The 25,293-nt window shown below is 54.2% G+C and carries 23 protein-coding genes, 1 tRNA gene and 1 pseudogene; 8 read left to right on the forward strand and 17 right to left on the reverse strand.

The window, feature by feature from the left end; all coding sequences use genetic code 11:
* The first annotated feature begins 893 nt into the window (after positions 1-893).
* Both IM300_RS21105 and IM300_RS22735 read left to right on the forward strand, forming a co-directional pair.
* The gene (locus IM300_RS21105) at positions 894-1,454 is read left to right on the forward strand and encodes a tyrosine-type recombinase/integrase (RefSeq protein WP_193038208.1); all 561 of its coding nucleotides are present in this window, start codon (positions 894-896) and stop codon (positions 1,452-1,454) included.
* Positions 1,455-1,459: 5 nt separating this feature from the next.
* The gene (locus IM300_RS22735) at positions 1,460-1,663 is read left to right on the forward strand and encodes a hypothetical protein (protein WP_226842397.1); all 204 of its coding nucleotides are present in this window, start codon (positions 1,460-1,462) and stop codon (positions 1,661-1,663) included.
* A 659-nt stretch (positions 1,664-2,322) separates the two neighbouring features.
* On the opposite strand, the gene IM300_RS21110 is transcribed toward IM300_RS22735, so the two are convergent.
* The 4 genes from IM300_RS21110 to proB form a co-directional block, all read right to left on the reverse strand.
* Complete coding sequence (locus IM300_RS21110; RefSeq protein WP_193038210.1) at positions 2,323-2,481, reverse strand: hypothetical protein; 159 nt, start codon at positions 2,479-2,481, stop codon at positions 2,323-2,325.
* A 568-nt stretch (positions 2,482-3,049) separates the two neighbouring features.
* A tRNA-Thr gene (locus IM300_RS21115) sits at positions 3,050-3,125 on the reverse strand.
* Between the two features lie 111 nt (positions 3,126-3,236).
* Entirely contained in the window at positions 3,237-4,490 is a 1,254-nt protein-coding gene (proA, locus tag IM300_RS21120) for a glutamate-5-semialdehyde dehydrogenase (protein ID WP_193038212.1), read from the reverse strand.
* Between the two features lie 11 nt (positions 4,491-4,501).
* Complete coding sequence (gene proB, locus IM300_RS21125) at positions 4,502-5,605, reverse strand: glutamate 5-kinase (RefSeq protein ID WP_063451759.1); 1,104 nt, start codon at positions 5,603-5,605, stop codon at positions 4,502-4,504.
* A gap of 305 nt (positions 5,606-5,910) precedes the next feature.
* On the opposite strand from proB, the gene phoE reads away from it, so the two are divergent.
* Positions 5,911-6,963, forward strand: coding sequence for a phosphoporin PhoE (gene phoE / locus IM300_RS21130; protein WP_063869149.1), 1,053 nt, complete (start codon positions 5,911-5,913; stop codon positions 6,961-6,963).
* 132 nt (positions 6,964-7,095) lie between these two features.
* Here the strand turns inward: phoE and crl are convergent, their stop codons facing one another.
* The 3 genes from crl to gpt all read right to left on the reverse strand — a co-directional run bounded on the left by crl (position 7,096) and on the right by gpt (position 9,361).
* Positions 7,096-7,497, reverse strand: a complete 402-nt coding sequence (gene crl, locus IM300_RS21135; protein WP_063451761.1) for a sigma factor-binding protein Crl — start codon at positions 7,495-7,497, stop codon at positions 7,096-7,098.
* Positions 7,498-7,553: 56 nt separating this feature from the next.
* Positions 7,554-8,798, reverse strand: a complete 1,245-nt coding sequence (frsA, locus tag IM300_RS21140; protein ID WP_063869152.1) for an esterase FrsA — start codon at positions 8,796-8,798, stop codon at positions 7,554-7,556.
* Positions 8,799-8,902: 104 nt separating this feature from the next.
* Positions 8,903-9,361: a xanthine phosphoribosyltransferase gene (gene gpt, locus IM300_RS21145; protein WP_003863205.1), complete on the reverse strand. Its 459-nt coding sequence runs from the start codon at positions 9,359-9,361 to the stop codon at positions 8,903-8,905.
* A gap of 259 nt (positions 9,362-9,620) precedes the next feature.
* Between gpt and pepD the strand changes: the two genes are divergently transcribed.
* Positions 9,621-11,078 carry a cytosol nonspecific dipeptidase gene (gene pepD, locus IM300_RS21150; protein WP_193038214.1) on the forward strand — a complete coding sequence of 486 codons (1,458 nt, stop codon included), beginning with the start codon at positions 9,621-9,623 and terminating at the stop codon, positions 11,076-11,078.
* Between the two features lie 55 nt (positions 11,079-11,133).
* Here the strand turns inward: pepD and dinB are convergent, their stop codons facing one another.
* Positions 11,134-12,192 (reverse strand): DNA polymerase IV, encoded by a 1,059-nt coding sequence (gene dinB / locus IM300_RS21155; protein ID WP_063869155.1) that lies wholly within the window; start codon positions 12,190-12,192, stop codon positions 11,134-11,136.
* 160 nt (positions 12,193-12,352) lie between these two features.
* Here dinB and IM300_RS21160 point away from each other — a divergent pair.
* Positions 12,353-13,217 (forward strand): annotated as a pseudogene (locus IM300_RS21160) (glycerophosphodiester phosphodiesterase family protein).
* A gap of 30 nt (positions 13,218-13,247) precedes the next feature.
* Here the strand turns inward: IM300_RS21160 and nqrM are convergent.
* The 7 genes from nqrM to IM300_RS21195 are packed head-to-tail and all read right to left on the reverse strand — an operon-like array spanning position 13,248 to position 19,287.
* Positions 13,248-13,448, reverse strand: coding sequence for a (Na+)-NQR maturation NqrM (gene nqrM, locus IM300_RS21165; protein WP_102750182.1), 201 nt, complete (start codon positions 13,446-13,448; stop codon positions 13,248-13,250).
* Positions 13,449-13,450: 2 nt separating this feature from the next.
* The gene (gene nqrF / locus IM300_RS21170; RefSeq protein WP_193038216.1) at positions 13,451-14,674 is read right to left on the reverse strand and encodes an NADH:ubiquinone reductase (Na(+)-transporting) subunit F; all 1,224 of its coding nucleotides are present in this window, start codon (positions 14,672-14,674) and stop codon (positions 13,451-13,453) included.
* Positions 14,675-14,684: 10 nt separating this feature from the next.
* Positions 14,685-15,281: an NADH:ubiquinone reductase (Na(+)-transporting) subunit E gene (gene nqrE, locus IM300_RS21175; protein WP_003863217.1), complete on the reverse strand. Its 597-nt coding sequence runs from the start codon at positions 15,279-15,281 to the stop codon at positions 14,685-14,687.
* Positions 15,282-15,287: 6 nt separating this feature from the next.
* Positions 15,288-15,926: an NADH:ubiquinone reductase (Na(+)-transporting) subunit D gene (locus IM300_RS21180; protein ID WP_003863219.1), complete on the reverse strand. Its 639-nt coding sequence runs from the start codon at positions 15,924-15,926 to the stop codon at positions 15,288-15,290.
* Positions 15,919-16,713, reverse strand: coding sequence for a Na(+)-translocating NADH-quinone reductase subunit C (locus IM300_RS21185; protein ID WP_193038218.1), 795 nt, complete (start codon positions 16,711-16,713; stop codon positions 15,919-15,921). Before IM300_RS21185 ends, IM300_RS21180 begins: the two co-directional genes overlap by 8 nt.
* The gene (locus IM300_RS21190) at positions 16,706-17,941 is read right to left on the reverse strand and encodes an NADH:ubiquinone reductase (Na(+)-transporting) subunit B (RefSeq protein WP_193038220.1); all 1,236 of its coding nucleotides are present in this window, start codon (positions 17,939-17,941) and stop codon (positions 16,706-16,708) included. Before IM300_RS21190 ends, IM300_RS21185 begins: the two co-directional genes overlap by 8 nt.
* 2 nt (positions 17,942-17,943) lie before the next feature.
* The gene (locus tag IM300_RS21195) at positions 17,944-19,287 is read right to left on the reverse strand and encodes a Na(+)-translocating NADH-quinone reductase subunit A (RefSeq protein WP_107534763.1); all 1,344 of its coding nucleotides are present in this window, start codon (positions 19,285-19,287) and stop codon (positions 17,944-17,946) included.
* 300 nt (positions 19,288-19,587) lie between these two features.
* Between IM300_RS21195 and dpaA the strand changes: the two genes are divergently transcribed.
* Complete coding sequence (gene dpaA / locus IM300_RS21200; protein ID WP_063451772.1) at positions 19,588-20,328, forward strand: peptidoglycan meso-diaminopimelic acid protein amidase; 741 nt, start codon at positions 19,588-19,590, stop codon at positions 20,326-20,328.
* Here dpaA and IM300_RS21205 read toward each other — a convergent pair.
* A complete protein-coding gene (locus tag IM300_RS21205; RefSeq protein WP_102750185.1) occupies positions 20,299-21,066 on the reverse strand; it encodes a class II glutamine amidotransferase in 768 nt (255 codons plus the stop codon). The two genes, dpaA and IM300_RS21205, sit on opposite strands and share 30 nt — an antisense overlap.
* A gap of 48 nt (positions 21,067-21,114) precedes the next feature.
* Positions 21,115-21,693: a D-sedoheptulose 7-phosphate isomerase gene (gene lpcA / locus IM300_RS21210; protein WP_063869169.1), complete on the reverse strand. Its 579-nt coding sequence runs from the start codon at positions 21,691-21,693 to the stop codon at positions 21,115-21,117.
* Between the two features lie 239 nt (positions 21,694-21,932).
* Here lpcA and fadE point away from each other — a divergent pair, with 239 nt between their 5' ends.
* Both fadE and IM300_RS21220 read left to right on the forward strand, forming a co-directional pair.
* Positions 21,933-24,377, forward strand: a complete 2,445-nt coding sequence (gene fadE / locus IM300_RS21215) for an acyl-CoA dehydrogenase FadE (protein ID WP_107534761.1) — start codon at positions 21,933-21,935, stop codon at positions 24,375-24,377.
* A gap of 107 nt (positions 24,378-24,484) precedes the next feature.
* On the forward strand, positions 24,485-25,255 hold the full coding sequence (locus tag IM300_RS21220) for an amidohydrolase (protein WP_193038222.1): 771 nt from the start codon (positions 24,485-24,487) through the stop codon (positions 25,253-25,255).
* The last annotated feature ends 38 nt before the right edge of the window (positions 25,256-25,293 follow it).

The following is a 25,293-nucleotide window of genomic DNA, read 5'->3' on the forward strand; positions in this document are numbered from 1 at the left end:
ACAAGTTATCTCTACAGGAAAATCTCTTCTCAACAATAACACTCTGTAGAGGTCACTTTCCTGTATAGCTATCTTCCATGCGCGTGATCAGCGCATACCAAATTGTACAGTCCACTTTATGGAGAATTAACCCTCCATCAATCCTGATTACGTGTTAATCGCGAATACTCGCCTCCATAGCGCCGGAAATTTCCCACGTTAAATACATTCTTAATACCCGTTAAACCCCAGGTATAGCAATGCTTAATCTATTCTAAATAACCCGCCTGTAACGCTCTCTGAGCGCCTTTCTCACTTTCAAAGTATCTTTCATCACTTATACGAAAGCCTTGCGCCGTGCGGCTCACAGCGATCATTGTCCACAATGTACACTTTCATGGTAGGTGCAATGCGCTTAACGCCTTTTCCTAAAATTGAAACATCGGTTTATTTTCATGCCGAAACCCACCAATTGGTTAGCATTCTAATCATTTCTTGGTGCAATCAAATCAGGTGAGAATCATTATCATCTACGGTGCAATATCTCTACCTCAAGGTTCTGTAGAAATGTGAGATAGAATGCCTAACCTATTGATTTATTTGACACTCTACGTTTTATCTTCGCCCTTCACCTCTCTGGTATGCAATGAATCTGCATAAACCGTGCATAGCCTCGCCAGGATTTGGCAACGTTCAAATATCTGTTTAGACTTGCCAACATCATGATTTTGTTCAAGATATTTGAAAATTGCTCGAATTTCAAACAGGAGTCCGTGCTTGTTCCTGCTCGATAGTGCTGGAAATGGCGCAACCTTCCACCACCCTTCAATAAAAATGTGAGATTGGATTGTTGTAACTTACTGAAAATGATCATAATCTTATTTCACAGTTACATTATTGATGGAGATAAGTAGATGGCGACCACGAAGATAATCACCCAGGCAGAGGCGTTTAAGCTGATAAGCTGGCTTGAGAGTCATAACAAACAGCTATTCGCAGATGTAGCGATCACTATGGCCTCTTTATGTTTACGGGTAGGTGACACGGTGAATTTGAAATTCAGCCAGTTCAAGGAGGGAAATACGCTGGAAGTGCTGGAGAGTAAGACGGGCAAGAAGAAAGAAATCATCGTCCCTGCGAAGGTGTGGGAGGTTGTAGAACGTCGCCGCCAGGCCTTCCCGAAAGACGATTATGTATTCACGTCACACAGCAACCGAGCATCAGGAAAATCCCCTGTCAGCCGTGAACAGGTGAACCGTGAGATCAAACAGGCTGCTGAGAATGTGGGGATTAAAGGAACAGTAGGCTGTCACAGCTTTAGAAAATTTGCATCCACACAAATTTTTGAGCAATCCAATGGCAACCTTGCTTTAGCAATGAAAGCACTTAACCATTCAGATCCTAAAGTCACCATGAACTATTTGAAGATTGACGTTAAGAGTGTGGGCGCTGCCCTTGCAAACATTTGGGAGTGATCAATATGAAACGCTTACTTTACGTGCTGGTACTGCTGCCGCTGGCGGCTCATGCAGGACAAATTACGATGACTCGCCCACAGGAGGAACGAACGGAGAACGGGAAAACGCTATGCACGTATCAGAACAGCATCTACTTGTTCACCTACGTAACTAAGGGGGATTGTCCCTATACGAAAACGTTCAATACAGAGGATTCGGAAGAGTGAAAAAGGAGGAAGAGCCGCTCATTAGCTTTCAGTGGAACTGACGCTACAGCGCCACCTCTTACCAATGAATTTACGTAACGCAGTGAATAGTGCTGTGCAGGATGCTGAGAACATCCCACACAGCGATCCGACAAACAACAAACCACCACGGAGTGTTAGGAATGCCAGACCATCAGATCATAACAATGAGCCTTCGATTACTGCAAGGGGAAAGCAGGTACGCCAGTACCGGAAAGGCTGACTCTCGTATACGTGTACCAGCGATGAAGGGTAGCCAACTGAAAGCCCTGCTTGATTACATACGGGCATTGAAATCTTGATCTGAGGGGGCGCAATGCCCCCTTTTTGCTACAAACCATAATAGATACAAGTAGTTAGATAATGGTTGACAGAGTATTAGTTTAGTATTATCATTGATATAGTCAAAATTGTTTGCCTAATCTTTTTGGCATGGTTACTATGATCTCGAAATCCACTTTCGGGAGATACTCATGCGCGGCAGCTTGATACTTATCTTATTCTTTTTCCTCAGCGCTTTGATAATCGTTCATTATGCGTTGAAGCCAGAAACTACAGCCAGTTCTCTCGCATTTCTTATCGGGTCTTTGACTACCTTTTTAAAGGTTATAGAAGCTAATTTAGCACCATGACAGCCCAGATCAGAACATCGCATTAGCGGCCCTGGCTAACTTAATCTCTGCCTCTTCTTGCTGCTTCTTAGCAAGCCAGGCTTTCCCTTCCGGCGTTGCCAGGAATTTACGGGCGTGAATCTTACGGTTGTTGCGCTTAGTGGCTGCTGTATTCGTGGCTTTTGACATGGTATCCCCTCCGCTGAATCTGCAAGCGCTCAACGTACAGCAGAGAGACAGTACAACGAAAGTTACAATGGTGCAGATAATAGATGACCATTACGTGCCGTGTTGGGCACATAAGAAAAGGCGGCGCGTAGCGCTTCCGCAGGGTGTAATCCCTTCGCAGGGAGGATAAAGCCTTAGCACGTTCTCTTATCAGGTGATCGTTATACTCCGGTGATCGAAACCGTGGCAGAGCCGGATTCTTTCCCGATCCGGTTAGTCTTCCCAACATTACGCCTGTTTATTCTCTGCGACCTTTCACAAGGTGTAGCATCATTGAGCGCCGCACGAAGCGCGGAACGTATCGCTAAGGGTTCAAGTGATGTGTTTAGAGAGTCCGGCAACTCTTTCAGCTTCAAGGGATGGCAAAATTTCTAATGCTGTTCGGGCTTGAGCCTGGTAACTACCCGCCATTACGTTGTACAATCCTTGAGCCGATACAACGCAAAGGCGTTTACCAAGTGTTATCAAGAATGATAATTGAAGATACAATCCGTTAGATTTTTTACGCTAAGTGATTGATTTTCTTAGATGGTGCCGATAATAGGAGTCGAACCTACGACCTTCGCATTACGAATGCGCTGCTCTACCAACTGAGCTATATCGGCCCTGAGAGGCCGGTTACGAGCGTAACCACGGGGCAAAAGAGTAGATCTAACCGGGTGATGCGTCAATGCCCTTTTGAATCAAACGGCTATTTTTGCATCACCCGTGATTATTTACGCACGAATGGTATCATCACCGAAGCCGATCCACTTGTAGGTGGTCAGCGCTTCCAGCCCCATCGGCCCCCGGGCGTGCAGCTTCTGAGTACTCACAGCCACCTCCGCGCCCAGACCAAACTGGCCGCCATCGGTGAAGCGCGTCGAGGCATTCACGTAAACCGCAGACGAATCCACTTCATTCACAAAACGATCGGCATTGCGCAGGGTGCGCGTCAGGATCGCATCGGAATGCTGGGTGCCGTGTTCACGAATGTGCGCAATGGCGTCATCGAGATCCGCAACCATCTTCACGTTCAGATCCAGCGACAAATACTCATCGTCGTACTGCTCCGCGTTAACCGGAACAACCGTCGCCGGGCCGTCCTTCAGCAGGGCGAAAGCCTTCTCGTCCGCATGCAGCGTGACGCCACTATCCGCCATCTGCTTGCTCAGCGCAGGCAGGAAAGTACTGGCGATGCCCTGATGCACCAGCAGCGTTTCCACCGTATTACAGGTGCTTGGACGCTGGGTTTTGGCGTTGACGATGATCTTAAGCGCAGGTGCGATTTCTGCGGTGTCATCCACCACGATATGGCACACGCCGATACCGCCGGTGATCACCGGGATCGTCGACTGCTCACGACATAGCTTATGCAGGCCCGCGCCGCCGCGTGGGATCAGCATGTCGATGTATTTGTCCATGCGCAGCATCTCGTTCACCAGTGCACGATCGGGACTTTCGATTGCCTGCACGGCACCCGCCGGTAAGCCGCACTCTTCCAGCGCCTGCTGGATGACGTTGACCGTCGCGGCGTTGGTGCGCCAGGTCTCTTTCCCGCCGCGCAGAATGGCGGCGTTACCGGTTTTCAGGCACAGGGTGGCGACATCCACCGTCACGTTTGGACGGGCTTCGTAAATCACGCCGATAACGCCGAGCGGCACGCGACGACGCTCCAGACGTAACCCGCTGTCGAGCACGCCACCGTCAATCACCTGCCCTACCGGATCTGCGAGGTTGCACACCTGACGGACGTCGTCGGCGATACCTTTCAGACGCGCCGGGGTTAGCGCCAGGCGGTCGAGCATCGCTTCGCTCAAGCCGTTGCGGCGCGCTTCCAGCAGATCCTGTTCGTTAGCGAGCAGGATCTCCTGCGACTGAGATTCCAGATAATCAGCGATTTTTTCCAGCACGCGGTTTTTCTCGCGGCTGGAAAGGAGCGCCAGTTTATAAGAGGCGGCTTTCGCAGCTGCGCCCATTTGTTCCAGCATGTTCAGGCTCCTTAACGAATAATCATGTCGTCGCGATGCACAGCAACCGGGCCATATTCATAGCCCAGGATGGCGTCGATCTGCTGGGAGTGATGACCCGCAATCCGACGCAGCGCGTCGCTGTTATAACGACTGACGCCATGAGCGATGTCGCGACCTTCAAGGTTACGGATTCGGATCACTTCACCACGCGAGAAGTTACCTGTCACGCTTTTAATTCCTTTTGGAAGTAATGAGCTTCCTCTTTCCAGAATAGCGGCAGTAGCGCCTTCATCCACAGTCAGTTCGCCAGCCGGAGGCGCGCCAAAGATCCAGCGTTTTCGGTTTTCCAGCGGGGAGGCCTGGGCGTGAAAGCGCGTGCCTACTGAGATGCCTTCCATCACGTCACCGATGACGCCAGGGCGGCTGCCTGCGGCTATAATGGTGTCGATACCGGCCCGGCACGCCACGTCCGCGGCCTGAAGCTTGGTGCCCATACCGCCGGTGCCCAGACCAGAAACGCTGTCACCCGCGATGGCGCGCAGCGCGTCATCAATGCCGTGCACGTCTTTGATCAGTTCTGCCTGTGGATTAGAACGCGGGTCAGCGGTAAACAGCCCCTGCTGATCGGTCAGAAGCAGCAGCTTATCGGCCCCTGCCAATATCGCCGCCAGCGCAGAGAGGTTATCGTTATCGCCTACTTTGATTTCAGCGGTGGCCACTGCGTCGTTTTCGTTGATGACCGGAACGATATTGTTATCCAGCAGCGCGCGCAGCGTATCGCGGGCGTTAAGGAAACGTTCTCTGTCTTCCATATCCGCGCGCGTCAGCAGCATCTGCCCCACGTGAATGCCGTAGATGGAGAACAGTTGTTCCCAGAGCTGGATGAGTCGGCTTTGTCCCACGGCGGCCAGCAGCTGTTTGGAGGCGATCGTCGCGGGGAGTTCGGGGTAGCCCAGGTGCTCACGCCCGGCGGCAATCGCCCCGGAGGTCACAATCACAATACGATGCCCTGCGGCATGCAACTGAGCACACTGACGTACAAGCTCAACAATATGGGCACGATTCAGGCGGCGCGATCCGCCCGTTAACACACTGGTACCGAGTTTTACCACCAGCGTCTGGCTGTCACTCATGATTCTCTGCCGTTCAACAATAAGGGAAAATGATGTCAGTCAGACGTTTTAACAGGTGTCAGCCCCGTTGCCAACTGCCTTAGCACATCACCCGTCACTTTGTTGCGCGGGATCAGGAAGCGTAGCGGCAGATTTTGACAATTTTATTACCGAAAAATTAAAACATACTTTTTTAGACATATTCTTACTTTGTCATAAAAGTTTCACCCACGGACGATAAAACCCTTCCTGTTTTTCACGGGGTAATAAGTTGAATCTCATTGCTCAGCGAATATTAGCGCGTTTGTATAAAATCAGGATTGAAAATGAAAAAGAGCACTCTGGCATTAGTGGTAATGGGCGTAGTTGCTTCCGCATCTGTTCACGCAGCAGAAGTTTATAATAAAAACGGTAATAAACTGGACGTGTACGGCAAAGTAAAAGCAATGCACTACATCAGTGATGATGACGCTAAAGATGGTGACCAGACTTACGTTCGTTTCGGCTTTAAAGGTGAAACGCAGATTAACGATCAGCTGACGGGCTACGGACGTTGGGAAGCAGAATTCGCGGGTAACAAAGCAGAAAGCGATTCTTCTCAAAAAACACGTCTGGCATTTGCTGGCCTGAAACTGAAAGACTTCGGCTCTCTGGATTACGGTCGTAACCTGGGCGCGCTGTATGACGTTGCCGCCTACACCGATATGTTCCCTGAGTTCGGCGGTGACGGCCTGGCACAGACCGATAACTTCATGACCAAACGCGCCTCCGGCCTGGCTACCTACCGCAATACCGACTTCTTTGGCATGGTTGACGGTCTGAATATGACCCTGCAATACCAGGGCAAAAATGAAAACCGCGACGTGAAGAAACAAAACGGAGACGGCTTCGGTACCTCCTTGAGCTATGACTTTGGCGGCAGCGATTTCTCTGTGATTGGTGCATATGCCAGCTCCGATCGCACCAACGAGCAAAACCTTCAGGCGCGCGGCGAAGGTAAAAAAGCAGAAGGCTGGGCCACCGGTCTGAAATACGATGCCAACGATATTTACCTGGCCGCTATCTATTCCGAAACCCGCAACATGGCTCCTATTTCCGGCGGCTTTGCGAATAAAGCACAAAACTTTGAAGTGGCCGCGCAATATCAGTTTGACTTTGGTCTGCGTCCATCTTTGGGCTATGTGCAGTCTAAGGGCAAAGATATCGAAGGTATCGGTGATGAAGATATCGTGAAATACATCGACGTCGGTGCGACGTATTATTTCAACAAAAACATGTCTGCGTTTGTTGATTATAAAATCAACCAGATCGATGACGATAATAAACTGGGCGTAAGCAGCGATGATATCGTTGCGCTGGGCTTGACCTACCAGTTCTGATGCTGTGGTAATAAAAAAACCGGCGTTGAGCCGGTTTTTTTGTGCCCGGTGGCGCTACGCTTACCGGGCCTACGGGAAAATACATTTTGCAGCCCGGGCGAGGCGTAGCCGCTACCCGGTGCGGTGACATCATCAGGCGGTCAACTTCACCGCTTCGCTGGAAAAATCATCCGCAGGTTCCAGCTTCAGATCCAGGGTGGCCAGCAAATCACGCGCCCTGCCGTGGAACTCTTTAAGCGTGTGTTCCAGGCGGTCAATCACCTCCTGATCCTTGATGGACGTCGCCTGCCAGTACCCGTCTTTATTAAACAGGCCAAACTGATAGCTATAGGTAAAACGGTTTTCCTGTGCTTCCATTTCCATCCACCAGCCCCAGAACTCACGTTTTTCGGGTGCAGGCTTCACGTTGACGCAAACAGCCAGGCAGTCGAAAAAAAAGCGATTCTCTTCACACTGCTCTTCTCGAATATACGGGCCAAGAGCCATGAACTTCTTAATCAGTCTACTTTTCGGGTGTCCACTCGGTAACGTCATTGCGATCTCCTTTTGTGAAGCACTGTTTTACCAAACCAACGAAATTTAGCAAACTATTAACACAATCTCTGCGTGATCCAGCGTGTAATCTCTTTCAGCGCTTTGTCAAAATTCTGGTACACCGGGCTGAAGGGTACCTCCAGCAATTTGCCATCCGAAGATGACGACGTGATTAAGCGTGACTCCTCTTCCGGGCTAAACGGATCGTTCTTCCAGAAGCCGGACATCATCGGGGTTGGGCACCGGCGGCCCAGTAAGCCCTGCGTTTTTAATGAGTACCGATTAAGTTCAATGCGTAACGCTTCATCTGAAGCATCATGCATGCCAAGCCGGCTCGCCAGCACGTCCAGATACATCTCAGGAACGTTACCCTGACGCTCGGGATCGCTTAACAGCGCATGCACCACCGGGCCAAGGCAGGCGACGGCCTTCAGGCGGGAAGATTCAAGGTAGGCCAGCCGAACCGCCACGTTAGCGCCGAAGCGGAAACCAAACGCGCCCACCCGTGTGTGGTCCACCCACGGAATATTCTCCAGCGCTTTTAACGCATGCTGGTGCAGCAGACTGGAATCCTGAGTGAGCTTCCACTTGGATGAAAAACCGATCGAAGGCATATCCAGCGTCAGCATGGCGATCCCGTTTGGTGCGAAGTAGCGCTCATAGAGGCTGTAATAATCGATTTGCAACGAATCCAGGCCGCCGCACATCAGAACCGTCGGGAACGGGCCTTCGCCTTCCGGCATATGCAGGAACCCGGTTACCGGGCTGCCGCCGGGAATGGTGAACTCAATTTCACGCATCCGGCCAGGCAAACGCTGGGCGGCCTCTTCATAGGCGCGGTTGGCCAGCGCCTGCGCCTGCTCCGCCAGCTCGTCGCCCTTAAGATGTGGGTAAGCAGCGATGCTGTACAGGTTGGCCGCATGCAGCCAGTGCTTGCCACTGAGCGCCGCGTCCTCTTCCTGGCTCGCTTTCTGCTGCCAGAGCATGGCCTGCTTCGACCATTCGTAGATCCAGTTCCCACCACGGTAGCCCACCACCGTATCGTAGAGATCGCTGTCGGTGCGCTCAGACTCGCTCATCACGATACGCGCCTGTACGTCGAGAATTTCACGCGGATCGATGCCGCGCCAGATCCACATCAGGCGGTTAATCATGCGGTACCAGTGAGGCACGTTCTTACCGTCTAACGCTGACTGGACAGCAGGCATTGTTCCCGGATTAAACCGACGCACCAGCGTCGACGTTTCAGGGTGCTTGAAACGAGGTTTGAAGAGAGTTTCGGTGAGATTCGCCTGCGTCATTGCGTTGCCTCCATGGATACGTCATATGTAGACCATTGTAACGCGTGGCAGGCCAAAAAGAACAACGCCCGGCATAGCCGGGCGTGTAAAGTTACGTACTGAAATTAACGGCCTGAGATAGGCGGTACGAAGACCACGCCCATATCCCATGGCTGTTCAATCCAGGTATCCTGCGGGATATCAATGACGTAATCATCAACCAGTGGGCGGCCCGCTGGCTTCGCGAAGATAGTGACGAAGTGCGCTTTTGGATACATTTCGCGGATGGCTACCGCGGTACCGCCGGTGTCCACCAGATCATCGATAACGATGAAGCCTTCACCGTCGCCTTCCGCGCGTTTCAGCACTTTCAGCTCGCGCTGGTTGTCGTGATCGTAGCTGGAGATACAGACGGTATCGACATGACGAATACCCAGCTCACGTGCCAGCAGCGCCCCCGGTACCAGACCGCCACGGCTGACGGCAATAATGCCTTTCCACTGTTCGGAAGGCATCAGACGCGCAGCCAGTTTGCGTGCGTGAATCTGCAACATGTCCCAGGTGACGACGTATTTTTCGCTCATGTGAAGTGTCCCAGCCTGTTTATATACGGCTTAAAAAAAATGAGGGTGAACCAGGTTGCGCGAGATTATAGAGATCTGACGCACTAAAAACCAGTGTTACGCGCCAACAGCCTGAGTTTTTACATGCTTTATGCTACCAGCCACGGGAGAAAGTGGTATTCTCAGTTGCATCTCGCAAGCCCGTCTTGTGGTAACAATCAACCTGCTAACCCTGTGACCTGCAACATTGTTTTGCAGCGCATCGACAAGGAGACCTATCGTGTCTGAACTGTCTCAATTATCTCCGCAGCCGCTGTGGGATATTTTTGCCAAAATCTGCTCCATTCCGCACCCTTCGTATCACGAAGAACAGCTTGCCGAACATATTATGGGCTGGGCAAAGGAAAAAGGTCTGCACGCCGAGCGTGACCAGGTTGGCAACATTCTTATCCGCAAACCTGCCACCGCAGGAATGGAAAACCGCAAGCCGGTTGTCTTGCAGGCGCACCTGGACATGGTTCCGCAGAAAAACAACGACACCGTTCACGACTTCACCAAAGACCCGATCCAGCCGTATATCGACGGCGAGTGGGTGAAGGCGCGCGGCACAACGCTGGGCGCGGATAATGGTATTGGTATGGCTTCCGCGCTGGCCGTGCTGGCTGACGACAGCGTCGAGCACGGTCCGCTCGAAGTGCTGCTGACCATGACCGAAGAAGCGGGCATGGACGGCGCGTTCGGCCTTCAGGCGAACTGGCTGCAAGCGGACATTCTGATCAATACCGACTCTGAAGAAGAAGGTGAAATCTACATGGGCTGCGCGGGCGGGATCGACTTCATCTCTACCCTGCCGCTGTCCCGCGAAGCGGTTCCTGCTGGCTTCGAAACCTTCAAGCTGACGCTGAAAGGATTGAAAGGCGGCCACTCCGGCGGTGATATTCACCTGGGCCTGGGCAACGCCAACAAACTGCTGGCACGTTTCCTGGCGGGCCACGCGGCTGAGCTGGATCTGCGCCTGGTGGACTTCAACGGCGGTACCCTGCGTAACGCAATCCCTCGCGAAGCCTTCGCGACCGTGACGGTACCCGCGGCGAAAGCGGACGAGCTGAAAAAACTCGCCAGCGCATATCTGAATATCCTGAAAAACGAGCTCTCTGAGAAAGAGAAGAACCTGACCGTGGTGCTGGAGTCCGTTACGTCGGATAAAGCCGCGCTGACCGCGCAGTCTCGTGACTCGTTTGTTCAGCTGCTGAACGCGACGCCAAACGGCGTGATCCGTAACTCTGACGTCGCGAAAGGCGTGGTGGAAACCTCTCTGAACGTGGGCGTGGTGACCATGGGCGACGACAGCGCGGAAATCATCTGCCTGATCCGTTCCCTGATCGACAGCGGTAAAGAGTACGTGGTGAGCATGCTGGAATCTCTGGGTACCCTGGCGGGCGCGAAAACGTCTGCCAAAGGCAGCTACCCGGGCTGGCAGCCGGATGCAAGTTCTCCGGTTATGGCACTGGTGCGTGAAACCTATCAGCGCCTGTTCAACAGCACCCCGAACATTCAGGTTATTCACGCGGGTCTGGAGTGTGGTCTGTTCAAGAAACCGTATCCGGACATGGACATGGTTTCCATTGGGCCAACCATCACCGGGCCACACTCGCCGGATGAGCAGGTTCACATTGAAAGCGTTGGGCATTACTGGACGCTGCTGACTGAACTGCTGAAGGCGATCCCTGCGAAGTAATTTGTCGTCTGTTGCCCGGCGGCGCTACGCTTGCCGGGCCTACGATGAGTGCAATCTACAGTCCCAAAACCAACTGACGCTCCAGCTGCGGATCCAGCAGCGTGACGTGCAGTCCCACCAGCCTCACCCCTCGCCCGCCTCGTCGCTCTTCCCACGCCTTTTTTGCTGTTGCGATAAGATCTTCTTTGTTCAGGCGCGGCCAGACGTGCTCCTGCGTCGTCTGCTGAAAGTCGTTGAATTTCAGCTTGATGCCCTGACGGGCAATCAGTAAATCCGGTTTTACTTTGATCAGCCGTCGCTCCAGCTCTGGATAGAGCTGTTCCGTAATGATGGTTTCACATGCTGACCAGTCATGAATATCTTCGCTTAACGTGCGTTCAACCCCGACCGATTTACGCAGCCGTTCGTTGTTTACATCGCGATCGTCAATGCCCTGACTGCGCTCCCACAGTACGCGGCCAAACTTGCCAAAACGCTTAAGCAGCAGGGCCAGATCGCTTCGCTGAACGTCTTCGCAGGTACGTAGCCCCATACTTTCCAGCTTCGCGGCGGAGACTTTACCCACGCCGGGGATTTTGCTGAGCGGCAGCGTTTTCAAAAACGCCGGCACCTCTTCCGGAGTGATGACGTACTGGCCGTTGGGCTTATTTAAATCGGAGGCGATTTTGGCGAGAAATTTGACCGGCGCGACGCCCGCCGATGCCGTCAGATTCAGCTCGTTAAAGATAGTCTGGCGGATCTCCTGCGCCATCAGGGTGGCGGAGCCGTGGCAGTGCAGGCTGTCGGTGACGTCCAGATAGGCCTCATCCAGCGACAGGGGTTCAATCAGCGAAGTGTAGCGAGAGAAGATCTCACGAATATGGCTCGACGCTTCTTTGTAGGCTTCAAAGCGCCCCGGCAAAAGGGTGAGGTGCGGGCACAGCTTCAGCGCCATCGCCGTCGGCATGGCGCTGCGCACGCCAAATTTGCGTGCAGGATAGTTCGCGGTGCTGATCACACCGCGCTGAACACGACTGCCGCCAATGGCGATAGGGATGTCCCGCAGCGCGGGGTTGTCACGCATCTCCACTGCGGCAAAAAAACAGTCCATATCGACATGGATTATTTTGCGCATTGATTACACCACACATGTATTTATATACAGTATAACAAAAGGCAAAAAATGCGTCAGCTATTTTCCTTTCTCACGATTGTCATAAATCCATGTTACAAATAACCCGAATAAAGTCTTTATATTCATAAACTTAAATAAAATACATAGAGGGTTATCATTGATGAGGAAAATACTTTCGGTGTCGTTACTGTTTCTGGCGAGTGCAGCATCGGCTCATCCCGAGATCGTTGCTCACCGGGGGGGGTACGGCGGATGCCCCTGAAAACACCCTGCCTGCAATTAAGCTCGCGCTCGAAAATAAAGCCGATATCGTCTGGATAACCGTGCAGCTTAGTCGGGATGGCGTGCCGGTTCTGTATCGACCAGCTGACCTGAAAGCGTTAACCCACTTGCAGGGAAAAGTATCACAGTTTACCGCTGAAGAACTGGCAAAGGCGGATGCCAGCGTAAAATGGAAAGATAAGGGCCTGGCGAAAGATATGCTGAATACGTCAGTACCAACGCTGAAGTCGGTACTGACGGCCTGGCCAGACACGCGGTTTTTTATTGATATCAAATCTCCGGACGCCGATCCGGCGACGATGGGCAACGCGCTGCTTAACGTACTGAAAGAGACCGACAGCCTGAATCGTGTTCGCGTTTATTCAACCGAAGATCGCTATATGGCAGCATTGCCCGTCGAAATCCCCCGCTTTGTCACGCGCAGTGAAACCCGTACACGACTGGCCACGGTATCATTGAGCCACGAATGCCTGCCTCCTTCCCAAAAAATGGACGATTACTGGTATGGGCTTGAGTTAAACCGAAAAGTAGAGGTGGTAGAGAAATTCACCTTGGGCGAAGGTGTTTCCCCCGCAACGTTAACGTGGGACAAAGAGGCCGTGGACTGCTTCCGCTCTCAGGGCAATGCCCATCTGATTTTTATCGGCGTGAACTCTGAAGAGGATTACCAGAAGGCGAAAACACTGGGTGCCGAAGGGGTTCTTGTAGACTCACCAGCCAAAGCCAAAAGCTGGGCAAAATAAATGATAAAGGCCGCACGAAGCGGCCTTTTTTTAGATGATCCTCTGCTGGTCCCGGGCCATTCGTTTTTTCCGCGCATCGCACGGTTCCGGACAGTCGCAAACTTTCTCCATTCCGATGGCAGAGATGCCTCCACAGCTGCCCTGAATGCTTTTACGCTTGATGATCCAGCCTAAAGACATCCCGAATATCACCAGCACAAACACCGCAAAGGTCGCCAGAAAGGTCAACATAATCAGCCTCCGAAATCATCGAGCATGATGTTCTCATCTTCCACGCCCAGCTCTTTGAGCATCTTAATCACGGCGGCGTTCATCATTGGCGGACCACACATATAGAACTCGCAGTCTTCCGGTGCCGGATGCTGTTTGAGGTAGTTTTCATACAGCACGTTGTGGATGAAGCCCGTGTAGCCTGTCCAGTTATCTTCCGGCTGCGGATCGGATAGCGCCACGTGGAAGGTAAAGTTAGGGTTATCACGCGCCAGCTGTTCAAACTCATCGTCATAGAACATTTCGCGCAGTGAACGCGCGCCGTACCAGAAGCTGATCTTGCGCTTGCTGCTAAGCCGTTTGAGCTGGTCAAAGATATGCGAACGCATCGGCGCCATACCCGCGCCGCCGCCGATAAAGACCATTTCCGCATCGGTATCTTTGGCGAAGAACTCCCCAAACGGGCCGGAAATCGTCACCTTATCGCCAGGCTTGAGGGACCAGATATACGACGACATCACGCCCGGCGGGGCATCGGGCACATTCGGCGGCGGCGTGGCGATACGCACGTTGAGCATAATGATCCCCTTCTCTTCCGGATAGTTAGCCATGGAATAGGCGCGCAGCGCGGGCTCTTTTACCTCGGAAACAAAGCGGAAGAGATTAAATTTATCCCAGTCGGCCCGGTACTCATCCGGCACGTCGAAGTCAGCGTACGCTACGGTATGTGCCGGACATTCAATCTGGATATAACCACCCGCACGGAACGGGACGCTCTCCCCTTCGGGAACGCGCAGCTTGAGCTCTTTAATGAACGTGGCTTTGTTATCGTTTGAGATAACTTCGCACTCCCATTTTTTCACGCCGAAGATCTCCTCCGGCAGCTCAATCTTCATGTTCTGGCGCACCGCGACCTGACACGCCAGACGGCAGCCCTCTTTCGCTTCACGCTTCGTGATATGCGACAGTTCCGTTGGCAGAATATCACCGCCACCCTCTTTCACCGTCACGCGGCACTGCCCGCATGAGCCGCCTCCACCGCAGGCTGACGAGACAAAAATCCCGTTGCCCGAGAGCGTATTAAGCAGCTTATCCCCTGCCGGAGTGCGGATCTGGTTCTGCGGATCGTCATTGATATCAATGATCACATCCCCGGAATTAACCAGCTTTGCGCGCGCCGCCAGAATCAGCCCTGACAGCACCAGTACTATCAGCGTGAACATCACCACGCCAAGAATAATTTCCATCTGTTAGCCCTTATAGCTGCACACCGGAGAAGGACATAAAGCCCAGCGCCATCAGGCCGGTGGTGATAAAGGTGATCCCTAAGCCACGAAGCCCCGCCGGCACGTTGGCATATTTCATTTTTTCACGGATCCCCGCCATGGTGACAATCGCCAGCATCCAGCCGATACCGGATCCGAAGCCATACACCACCGATTCACTGAAGTTGTAATCGCGCTGAACCATAAATGAAACACCGCCAAAAATGGCGCAGTTCACGGCGATCAGCGGCAGGAAGATCCCCAGCGCGTTGTACAGCGACGGGAAATACTTATCGAGGATCATCTCCAGGATTTGCACCAGCGCCGCAATCACTCCGATAAAGGTGATGAAGTTCAGGAAGCTGAGATCAACGCCCTCCACCAGCGCGCCATCGCGCAGTACGAAGTTGAACACCAGGTTGTTAATCGGAACGGAAAGCCCCAGCACAACGGTGACCGCCACGCCCAGACCAAATGCCGTCGAGACCTTTTTAGAAACGGCAAGGAACGTACACATGCCCAGGAAGAACGCGAGCGCCATGTTTTCAACAAACACCGCGCGCACAAATAAACTCAGGTAATGAGCCATTGTCGGTTACTCCTTTTCCTGCTGCTCAGGCTTCAGCGTACGAATCAGCCAGATCAGCAAACCGATAATGAAAAATGCGCTTGGGGCCAGCAGGAACAGGCCGTTCGGCAGGTACCAGCCGCCGTTCTGTACCGTATCCAGCACCGGAATGCCAAACAGCTTGCCGCTGCCAATAAGCTCGCGCAGGAAACCGACCGTCAGCAGGATCACGCCGTAACCCAGCCCGTTGCCGATACCGTCCATAAAGCTTGCCAGCGGCGGCATTTTCATCGCATAGGCTTCAGCACGCCCCATCACGATGCAGTTGGTGATAATCAGGCCGACAAACACCGAAAGCTGCTTCGAGGTTTCATAAGCAAAGGCGCGCAGGAGCTGATCGACCACAATCACCAGCGAGGCGATGATCGCCATCTGGACGATGATCCTTACGCTGTTGGGTATGTGGTGGCGAATCATTGAGATAAACATGCTGGAGAACGCCGTCACCAGCGTTACCGCCAGCGTCATCACCACCGCCGTTTCCAGCTTGGTGGTCACCGCCAGAGCCGAGCACACGCCCAGCACCTGAAGCGTTATCGGGTTATTGGCTAACAGTGGGCCAATCAGCACCTTTTTAACTTCTTTCAGTTCACCCGTATCAGCCATTGTTCAGCGCTCCTTCACGTACGTTCTTCAGGAAGGGACCAAAGCCCAGTTCACCCATCCAGAAATCAAAGCTGTGCTGCACCCCGTTAGAGGTGAGCGTGGCGCCGGAAAGACCGTCAACGGCGAACTCATCGCCGGGACGTGCGCCCCCTTTCACCACCTTGAGCGCAGGCTGGCCGTTGTCGTCGAGCACTTTTTTACCGACAAACTGCGCGCGCCAGTTAGGGTTTTCAACCTCGCTCCCCAGCCCCGGCGTTTCGCCCTGATCGTAATAAGTAATGCCTTTGACCGTACGGCCATCGGTATCCAGCGCCACAAAGGCGTACATCATTGACCACAAGCCGTTGCCGTAGATGGGCAACACGATTTCCTGTATGCGCTTTTGCTCGTCACGGACGAGGTATATCTCCGCGACATTGCTGCGGCGCTTAATGCCAGCCGGATCCTGCGAGGCGTCAAGCACGGTGCTCATCTGCGGATCCTTTAACGCCAGCGCCTGGTTATATTTCGCCGGGTCTTTATCCATCAGTTCGCCGGTTTTTAAATCCACCAGCCGGGCGGTAATGCGTTCTGCAAACACGGCCGCGACGTCGTCCTTCGTCATGCCTTCCTGCATCAGCCCGGCAACGGCCAGGATGTTACGCTGTTTATCCAGCGCGCGTTGCTCCTGCTGTAGCGGTTTTAACCCTACGGCAGAGCCGGCAACCACGATTGAGCAGACCAGGCACAGTACCAGCACCACCAGCAGCGTTTTGCTGATGCTGTCGTTATTTTTGATTTCAGCCACGCGCCTTCCTCCGCTTAATGTTGGCGCGCACGACCAGGTAGTCGAACAGCGGCGCAAACAGATTGGCAAACAGAATGGCCAACATCATCCCTTCCGGATAGGCCGGGTTGACCACGCGAATCAGTACGCACATCACCCCAATGAGCGCGCCGTAACACCATTTCCCCCTGTCGGTAAACGAAGCCGAGACGGGATCGGTGGCCATGAACATCATGCCAAACGCAAAGCCTCCCAGCACGAGGTGCCAGTACCACGGCATGGAGAACATTGGGTTAGTGTCTGAACCAATGAAATTGAACAGCGTGGCGGTGAGTACCATCCCGAGCATGACGCCTGCGACAATACGCCAGGAGGCCACGCGGCCAAAGAGGATGATGGCCCCGCCGATCACGATCATCAGGGTAGACACTTCACCGATAGAACCTGGAATATTGCCAAGAAACGCATCAAACCAGGTGACAGGCTGGCCGGTGGCATTATTGACCAGCGTTTCGCCGCCGCCTGCCGCCCACTGTGAAAGTGGCGTTGCACCCGAGAATCCGTCCGCAGCCGTCCACACCAGGTCGCCAGAGATTTGCGCCGGGTAGGCAAAGAACAGGAACGCGCGCCCCGCCAGCGCCGGGTTGAGGAAGTTACGTCCGGTCCCGCCGAAGATCTCTTTAGCAATGACCACGCCAAAGCTGATCCCCACCGCCGCCTGCCAGAGCGGTAGCGTGGGCGGAACAATCAGCGCAAACAGAATAGAGGTAACAAAGAAACCTTCGTTGATCTCATGCTTGCGAATGATAGCGAACAGGACTTCCCAGAAACCGCCCACGATAAAGACGGTCATATAGATCGGCAGGAAGAAGACGGCGCCCAGGGTCATCATGCTGACCCAGCCGGCATCTGCCGCAAAGCTTACGCCAAGAGACTGCGCCAGACGGTAGTGCCAGTCAGACTGAATCACCTGCGCCAGCTGCTCTGCATCGTACATATGGTGCAGCGCCGGGATCGTCTGCAATCCAACGTTATACATCCCCCAGAACATCGCCGGGAAGACCGCAAACCAGACCAGAATCATCATTCGCTTGAGGTCGATGGCGTCGCGAACGTGCGCCGCGCCTTTCGTCACCAGCCCAGGGGTGTAGAAAATGGTCGTTGTCGCTTCATACAGCGGGTAGTACTTCTTCAGCTTACCCTCGGTAAAATGCGGCTCAATTTTTTCGAAGAGGTGTTTTAAGCCCATGGTTATCCTTCCTGCTCAATGCGGGTTAACACCTCGCGCAATACGGGTCCGTATTCGTATTTACCTGGACACACATAGGTACACAGCGCCAGATCTTCTTCATCCAGCTCCAGGCAGCCCAGCGCCTGGGCACCGTCGGTATCGCCAGCCAGGAGATCGCGCAGCAGCACGGTAGGCAGAATATCCAGCGGCATAACGCGTTCGTAGTTGCCAATCGGGACCATGGCGCGCTCGCCGCCGTTCGTGCTGGTGGAGAAGTTAAACAGCTTATGACGCAGGAAGTGGCCCAGCGTGGTGCGGGTCACGGAGAATTTTTCCGCGCCAGGCAGCACCCAGCCGAACAGCTCTTTCTCGCGCCCTTCAAGCACTACGCTCACCTGAAGATGGAAACGCCCCAGCCAGGCCTTCGGGCCTGTCGCGTGCCTGCCGCTCAGCACCGAACCGGAAATAATGCGGTTTTCGCCCTCTTTCGTTTCGCCAGCCAGCAGCGCAGTTAAATCTGATCCAAGCAGTGTGCGAACCAGACGCGGCTGGGTTGCCTGAGGGCCACCGATGGCAATAATGCGTTCCGCGCACAGCTCACCCGTGGTGAACAGCTTACCGATAGCAATAACGTCCTGGTAATTGAGATGCCAGACCTGTTTCGTCAGGCTCACCGGCTCCAGGAAGTGAATATGCGTTCCCACCAGCCCGGCTGGATGCGGGCCGGCAAATTCATTAAAAGCGACCTGCCCCTGCGGATGCCCGCCCAGCTTGCCGCCGCTGGCCTGGCAAACATGCACTTTGCCCGGCGTCAGGCGCGTTAACACGGTGAGACCGGCATCGAAAGCTTTTCGTTCGGCCAGGATAATAGGCTGCGGATCCGCGCTGAGCGGGTTGGTGTCGATGGCCGTGACAAAGATAGCGGCGGGTACGGTGCCTGGCACGGGCGTTTTGCTATAGGGACGCGTGCGAAGCGCCGTCCACAGACCGGACTCCAGCAGTTGCGTCTGCACCGCGTCGTGGCTGAGGGTAGCGAGATCGGCGGCGTCAAAACGCGCAAACTCGCGTTTTTCGTCACCTTCAATTTGAATAACGACCGATTGCAGGACGCGACGCTCACCACGATGGATGGCCACGACGGTGCCGCTGGCAGGGGCTGTAAACATAACGCCAGGATTTTTTTTATCCTCGAAAAGCGCCTGTCCTTTTATTACGCGATCGCCTTCCTGTACCAGCATCGCAGGACGCATGCCCACGTAATCATCACCCACAAGAGCGACATGGTGAATACTGGCGCCGGTTGTTACGTGCTGTTCAGGCACGCCAGAGATTGGCAGATCGAGTCCTTTTCTGATTCTAAACATGTGGTTAGCAGGTATCCATGAACAACAATCCAGAGTGGCCGGAGTGTACCATTTCCCGCCCCTGCAAGGGCAGCAAATCCGCCGTCTGGCGCGCCGAAATGCGAGCTATTGCGCAAAGTTCCTGGAGTCACGGCAATTTGAATGGGTTATAAAGTAAAACTAATTTGTAAACGCAAAGGTTGGCTCTTGCGAAAATCTCCATCGGTGCTAATGTGAGCGCTCCTGTCCAGATTAGTCTGATTTCGGGTGTCTTTTGCCGTTCTGGCAAGTTGGTCATTGTTTTATCAAGGAACCAGTAGTATGCGTAAAATCGCATTGTTCATTGCGATGCTTCTGATACCGTGCATGTCGTTTGCCGGGCTGCTCGGCAGTAACAGTTCAACGACGCCGGTCAGCAAAGAATATAAACAGCAGTTGATGGGATCCCCGGTTTATATTCAAATCTTCAAGGAAGAGCGCACACTCGATCTGTTTGTCAAAATGGGCGAGACGTATCAGCTGCTCGATAGCTACAAAATTTGTAACTACTCTGGCGGGCTGGGGCCAAAACAGCGTCAGGGCGACTTCAAAAGTCCGGAAGGGTTTTATAACGTTCAGCGTAATCAGCTAAAACCGGACAGCCGCTTCTATAAAGCGATTAACATCGGTTTCCCTAATGCCTTCGACCGCGCTCACGGTTACGAGGGTAAATACCTGATGATCCACGGCGCCTGCGTGTCTGTCGGCTGTTATGCGATGACGGATTCCGGCATTGATGAGATTTTCCAGTTTGTTACCGGCGCTCTGGTCTTTGGTCAGCCGAATGTTCAGGTCAGCATTTATCCGTTCCGTATGACGGATGCCAACATGGCGCGCCATAAGTACTCTGTGTACACGGATTTCTGGAAACAGCTAAAACCGGGCTATGACTACTTCGAGCAGACCCATAAGCCGCCGGTGGTATCCATCGTCAATGGCCGTTACGTGGTGAGTAAACCGCTCAGCCACGAAGTGGTTCAGCCGCAGCTTGCGTCAAATTACGCGGTCCCCGAGGCAAAATAGCACCCACTCGCCTGGCATGATCTTTTGCCAGGTTTCGTTGCCCGTCAGCGGCTGCGTTGCAATGACGGTGACCACATCGTTCGGTGTGGTCTCCTTCTGAAAATCAATTTCCACATCCTGATCGAGCAACGTGGCGACGCCAAACGGCGCGCGGCGCGTGATCCAGAAAAGATTCGTGGAGCAAAACGCCATCACGTAACGCCCGTCTGACAGCAGCATATTGAAAACGCCCTTCTCGCGTAATTCCGACGCCAGCGATGCAATGTATTTAAAGACGGCGGCCATGTTGCCGGGCGTGCGCGGGTAGCGCTCGGTCAGCTTGTGCAGCAGCCAGCAAAACGCTTTTTCACTGTCGGTTTCGCCAACCGGTCGAAAATTCCCGGTTTCCAGCGATTTATAGCCCGTAAGCTGGCCGTTGTGCGCGTAGGTCCAGTTCCGGCCCCACAGTTCACGGGTAAACGGATGGGTATTTTCCAGCGCCACTTCACCGCGGTTGGCCTGACGAATGTGGGCGATCACCGAACAGGATTTAATGGGGTAGTCCTGCACCAGTTTGGCAATGGGTGAGTTAAAGCTGGGCTGCGGATCTTTAAATGTGCGACAGCCTTTGCCTTCGTAGAAGGTAATGCCCCAGCCGTCTTTATGCGGCCCGGTTCCTCCACCGCGCTGAACCAGCCCGGTGAAGCTAAAGCAGATATCGGTTGGCACATTGGCGCTCATCCCGAGCAGTTCGCACATAGATTACCTCCACAACAGCGGGGGGCACCGGCGCCCCCCAGCGAAGCCTTACTTAACCATCTCTTTTTCGATTAACTGAATCAGGATATGGATCACTTTGATGTGAATTTCCTGAATGCGGTCGGCATAACCGAAGTGTGGAACACGGATTTCAACGTCCGCCGTACCGTCCATCTTACCGCCATCTTTCCCGGTCAGGGTGATCACCTTCATGCCCTTCTCACGCGCCGCGTCAATCGCTTTGATCACGTTAGCGGAGTTACCGGACGTGGAGATCCCCAGCAGCACGTCGCCTTCGCGGCCTACCGCTTCAACGTAGCGGGAGAAGATGTGGTCGTAACCGAAGTCATTGCCTACGCAGGAGATGTGGCTGACGTCGGAAATCGCAATCGCCGGGTAACCCGGACGGTTTTCGCGATAGCGTCCGGTCAGCTCTTCTGCGAAGTGCATGGCGTCGCAGTGGGAGCCGCCGTTACCGCAAGAAAGCACTTTGCCACCGGCTTTGAAGCTGTCGGCCAGCAGGACCGCCGCGCGCTGAATAGCGTGAATATTGGCATCATCTTTCAGAAAGTTCGCCAGCGTTTCCGCCGCTTCGTTCAGTTCGTTACGAATAAGATCCTGGTACATGAGGATAATCCTTCAGTATTGATGAAATAACACAGTGGAGTGTACCGGATAGCGCTAAAAGCGAGAAGCTAAAGCCATGCGAATCGTCCGGCGTTTTGATTTTTTGTGCCGGCTAAAACGCGAACAATGTGAACCAGGTTGTAATTATTTTGTAAACACATTGCTAAAGGAAATGACATCAACTACAACCATATCATCACAAGTGGTCAGACCTCCTACAAGCAAGGGAGCTTTTCTTTATGATGATTTTGAGCATTCTCGCAACCGTTGTTCTGCTCGGCGTGTTGTTCTATCACCGCGTCAGTTTATTCCTGAGCAGCCTGATTCTTCTGGCATGGACGGCTGCACTTGGCGTCGCTGGCCTGTGGAATATCTGGGTCCTCGTCCCGCTGGCAATTATTTTGCTGCCGTTCAACCTGACGCCGATGCGTAAGTCGATGATCTCCGCGCCGGTGTTTAAGGGCTTCCGTAAAGTGATGCCGCCGATGTCGCGTACTGAGAAAGAAGCGATTGATGCCGGCACCACCTGGTGGGAAGGCGATCTGTTTCAGGGCAACCCGGACTGGAAAAAGCTGCACAACTATCCGCAGCCGCGTCTGACCGCCGAAGAACAGGCCTTTATTGATGGCCCGGTGGAAGAAGCGTGCCGCATGGCCAATGACTTTGCGATCACCCATGAAATGGCCGACCTGCCGCCGGAGCTGTGGGCATACCTGAAAGAGCATCGCTTCTTCGCGATGATCATCAAAAAAGAGTACGGCGGCCTGGAATTCTCCGCTTACGCTCAGGCTCGCGTCCTGCAAAAGCTGGCGGGCGTTTCCGGGATCCTGGCGATCACCGTTGGCGTACCAAACTCCTTAGGCCCGGGCGAGCTGTTGCAGCATTACGGTACGGAAGAGCAGAAAGATCACTACCTGCCGCGTCTGGCGCGCGGTCAGGAAATCCCGTGCTTCGCGCTGACCAGCCCGGAAGCCGGTTCTGATGCTGGCGCAATCCCGGATACCGGCGTGGTCTGCATGGGCGAATGGCAGGGCCAGCAGGTGCTGGGCATGCGCCTGACCTGGAACAAACGCTATATCACCCTGGCGCCTATCGCCACCGTGCTGGGCCTGGCCTTTAAGCTCTCCGACCCGGAAAAACTGCTGGGCGGCGAAGAAGACCTGGGCATTACCTGTGCGCTGATCCCAACCTCAACGCCGGGCGTGGAAATTGGTCGTCGTCACTTCCCGCTGAACGTGCCGTTCCAGAACGGCCCAACCCGCGGTCAGGATATCTTTGTCCCGATTGATTACATCATCGGTGGTCCGAAAATGGCCGGCCAGGGCTGGCGTATGCTGGTGGAATGTCTGTCTGTGGGCCGCGGCATTACCCTGCCGTCGAACTCGACAGGCGGTCTGAAGTCCGTGGCGATGGGGATTGGCGCGTACGCTCATATCCGCCGCCAGTTCAAAATTTCTATCGGCAAGATGGAAGGCATCGAAGAGCCGCTGGCGCGTATCGCGGGCAACGCTTACGTCATGGACGCCGCAGCCTCGCTGATTACTTACGGCATTATGCTGGGCGAAAAACCTGCCGTGCTGTCGGCGATTGTGAAGTACCACTGTACCCACCGCGCCCAGCAGTCAATTATTGATGCAATGGATATCGCTGGTGGTAAAGGCATTATGCTGGGCGAAGGCAACTTCCTGGCGCGCGGTTATCAGGGCGCACCGATTGCCATCACCGTGGAAGGGGCAAACATCCTGACCCGCAGCATGATGATCTTCGGCCAGGGGGCGATCCGCTGCCATCCTTACGTGCTGGAAGAGATGGCCGCCGCGCAGAATAACGACGTGGATGCCTTCGACAAACTGCTGTTCAAACATATCGGTCACGTCGGCAGCAATGAAGTTCGCAGCTTCTGGCTCGGCCTGACGCGCGGGCTGACCAGCGCGACGCCGACCCGGGATGCAACCAAACGTTACTATCAGCACCTGAACCGTCTGAGCGCTAACCTGGCGCTGCTGTCTGACGTCTCCATGGCCGTTCTGGGCGGAAGCCTGAAGCGCCGCGAGCGCATCTCTGCCCGTCTGGGTGATGTGCTGAGCCAGATTTTCCTGGCCTCTGCGGTGCTGAAACGCTACGACGATGAAGGCCGTCAGGAAGCGGATCTGCCGCTGGTGCACTGGGGCGTACAGGATGCGCTGTATCAGGCCGAACAGGCGATTGACGATCTGCTGGCAAACTTCCCGAACCGCTTTGTGGCCGGCGCCCTGCGCGTGGCGATCTTCCCTACCGGACGTCATTATCTTGCGCCGTCCGACAAGCTGGATCACAAAGTGGCGAAGATCCTCCAGGTACCGAGCGCAACCCGTTCCCGTATCGGCCGCGGTCAATACCTGGCGCCTACCCCGCATAACCCGGTAGGTTTGCTGGAAGAGGCGCTGCTGGACGTCATGGCCGCCGACCCGATTCATCAGAAAATCTGCAAACAGCTGGGCAAAAACCTGCCGTTTACACGACTGGACGAGCTGGCAAAACAGGCGCTGGCGGGTGGCATCATCGACAACAGCGAAGCCGCGCTTCTGGTGAAAGCCGAAGAGAGCCGTCTGCGCAGTATTAATGTGGATGATTTCGAACCAGAAGAGCTGGCGACGCAGCCGGTAAAGCTGCCGGAGAAGCACCGCAAACCTGAAGCGGCATAAGGCATCCCGCTCCCACAAACCCCGCCCCGCGCGGGGTTTTTTATTGCCACATTTTCTCGTAATGACGTGCTACAGTGTCAAAAGGTATTTTTTTAGGAGCCTGTATCGTGCCTGGTTTAAAGATTTCTGTTTTGCAGCAACCTTTAGTGTGGATGGACGGCCCCGCCAACCTTCGCCATTTTGATCGCCAGCTGGAAGAGATAACCGGACGCGACGTGATTGTTCTGCCGGAGATGTTCACCACAGGTTTCGCGATGGAGGCGGCAACACAGTCTATGCCGCAGGACGAGGTGGTGTCCTGGATGCACGCCAGGGCGCAGGATACCAACGCGCTGATTGCCGGAAGCGTCGCGCTCCAGACCGGGCGCGGAGCGGTTAACCGCTTCCTGCTCGTCGAGCCGGAAGGGAACGTCCACTTCTACGATAAGCGCCACCTGTTCCGCATGGCGGATGAACATCAGCATTATGAAGCCGGCAACGAACGCGTGGTATTTGAATGGCGCGGCTGGCGTATTCTGCCGCTGGTCTGCTATGACCTGCGCTTCCCGGTGTGGTCACGCAACCGCAACGATTACGATCTGGCGCTGTATGTCGCCAACTGGCCCGCCCCACGCTCCCTGCACTGGCAGGCTCTACTGACAGCGCGCGCGATTGAAAACCAGGCGTACGTCGTTGGCTGTAACCGCGTAGGAACGGACGGCAACGGGCATCACTATCGCGGTGACAGCCGGGTGATCAGTCCACAGGGTGAAATTATTGCCACCGCCGAGCCGCATCAGGCGACACGAACTGATGCTGAGATTTCGTTAACGGCGTTAAGGGAGTATCGGGAGAAGTTTCCGGCGTGGCAGGATGCAGATCCGTTTAGCATTGGCTGAATAAAAGCCGGGTGGCGGCTGCGCCTTACCCGGCCTAT

Source organism: Enterobacter cloacae complex sp. I2, from assembly GCF_014896205.1.
In the GTDB taxonomy this organism is placed as follows: Bacteria; Pseudomonadota; Gammaproteobacteria; order Enterobacterales; family Enterobacteriaceae; genus Enterobacter; species Enterobacter quasihormaechei.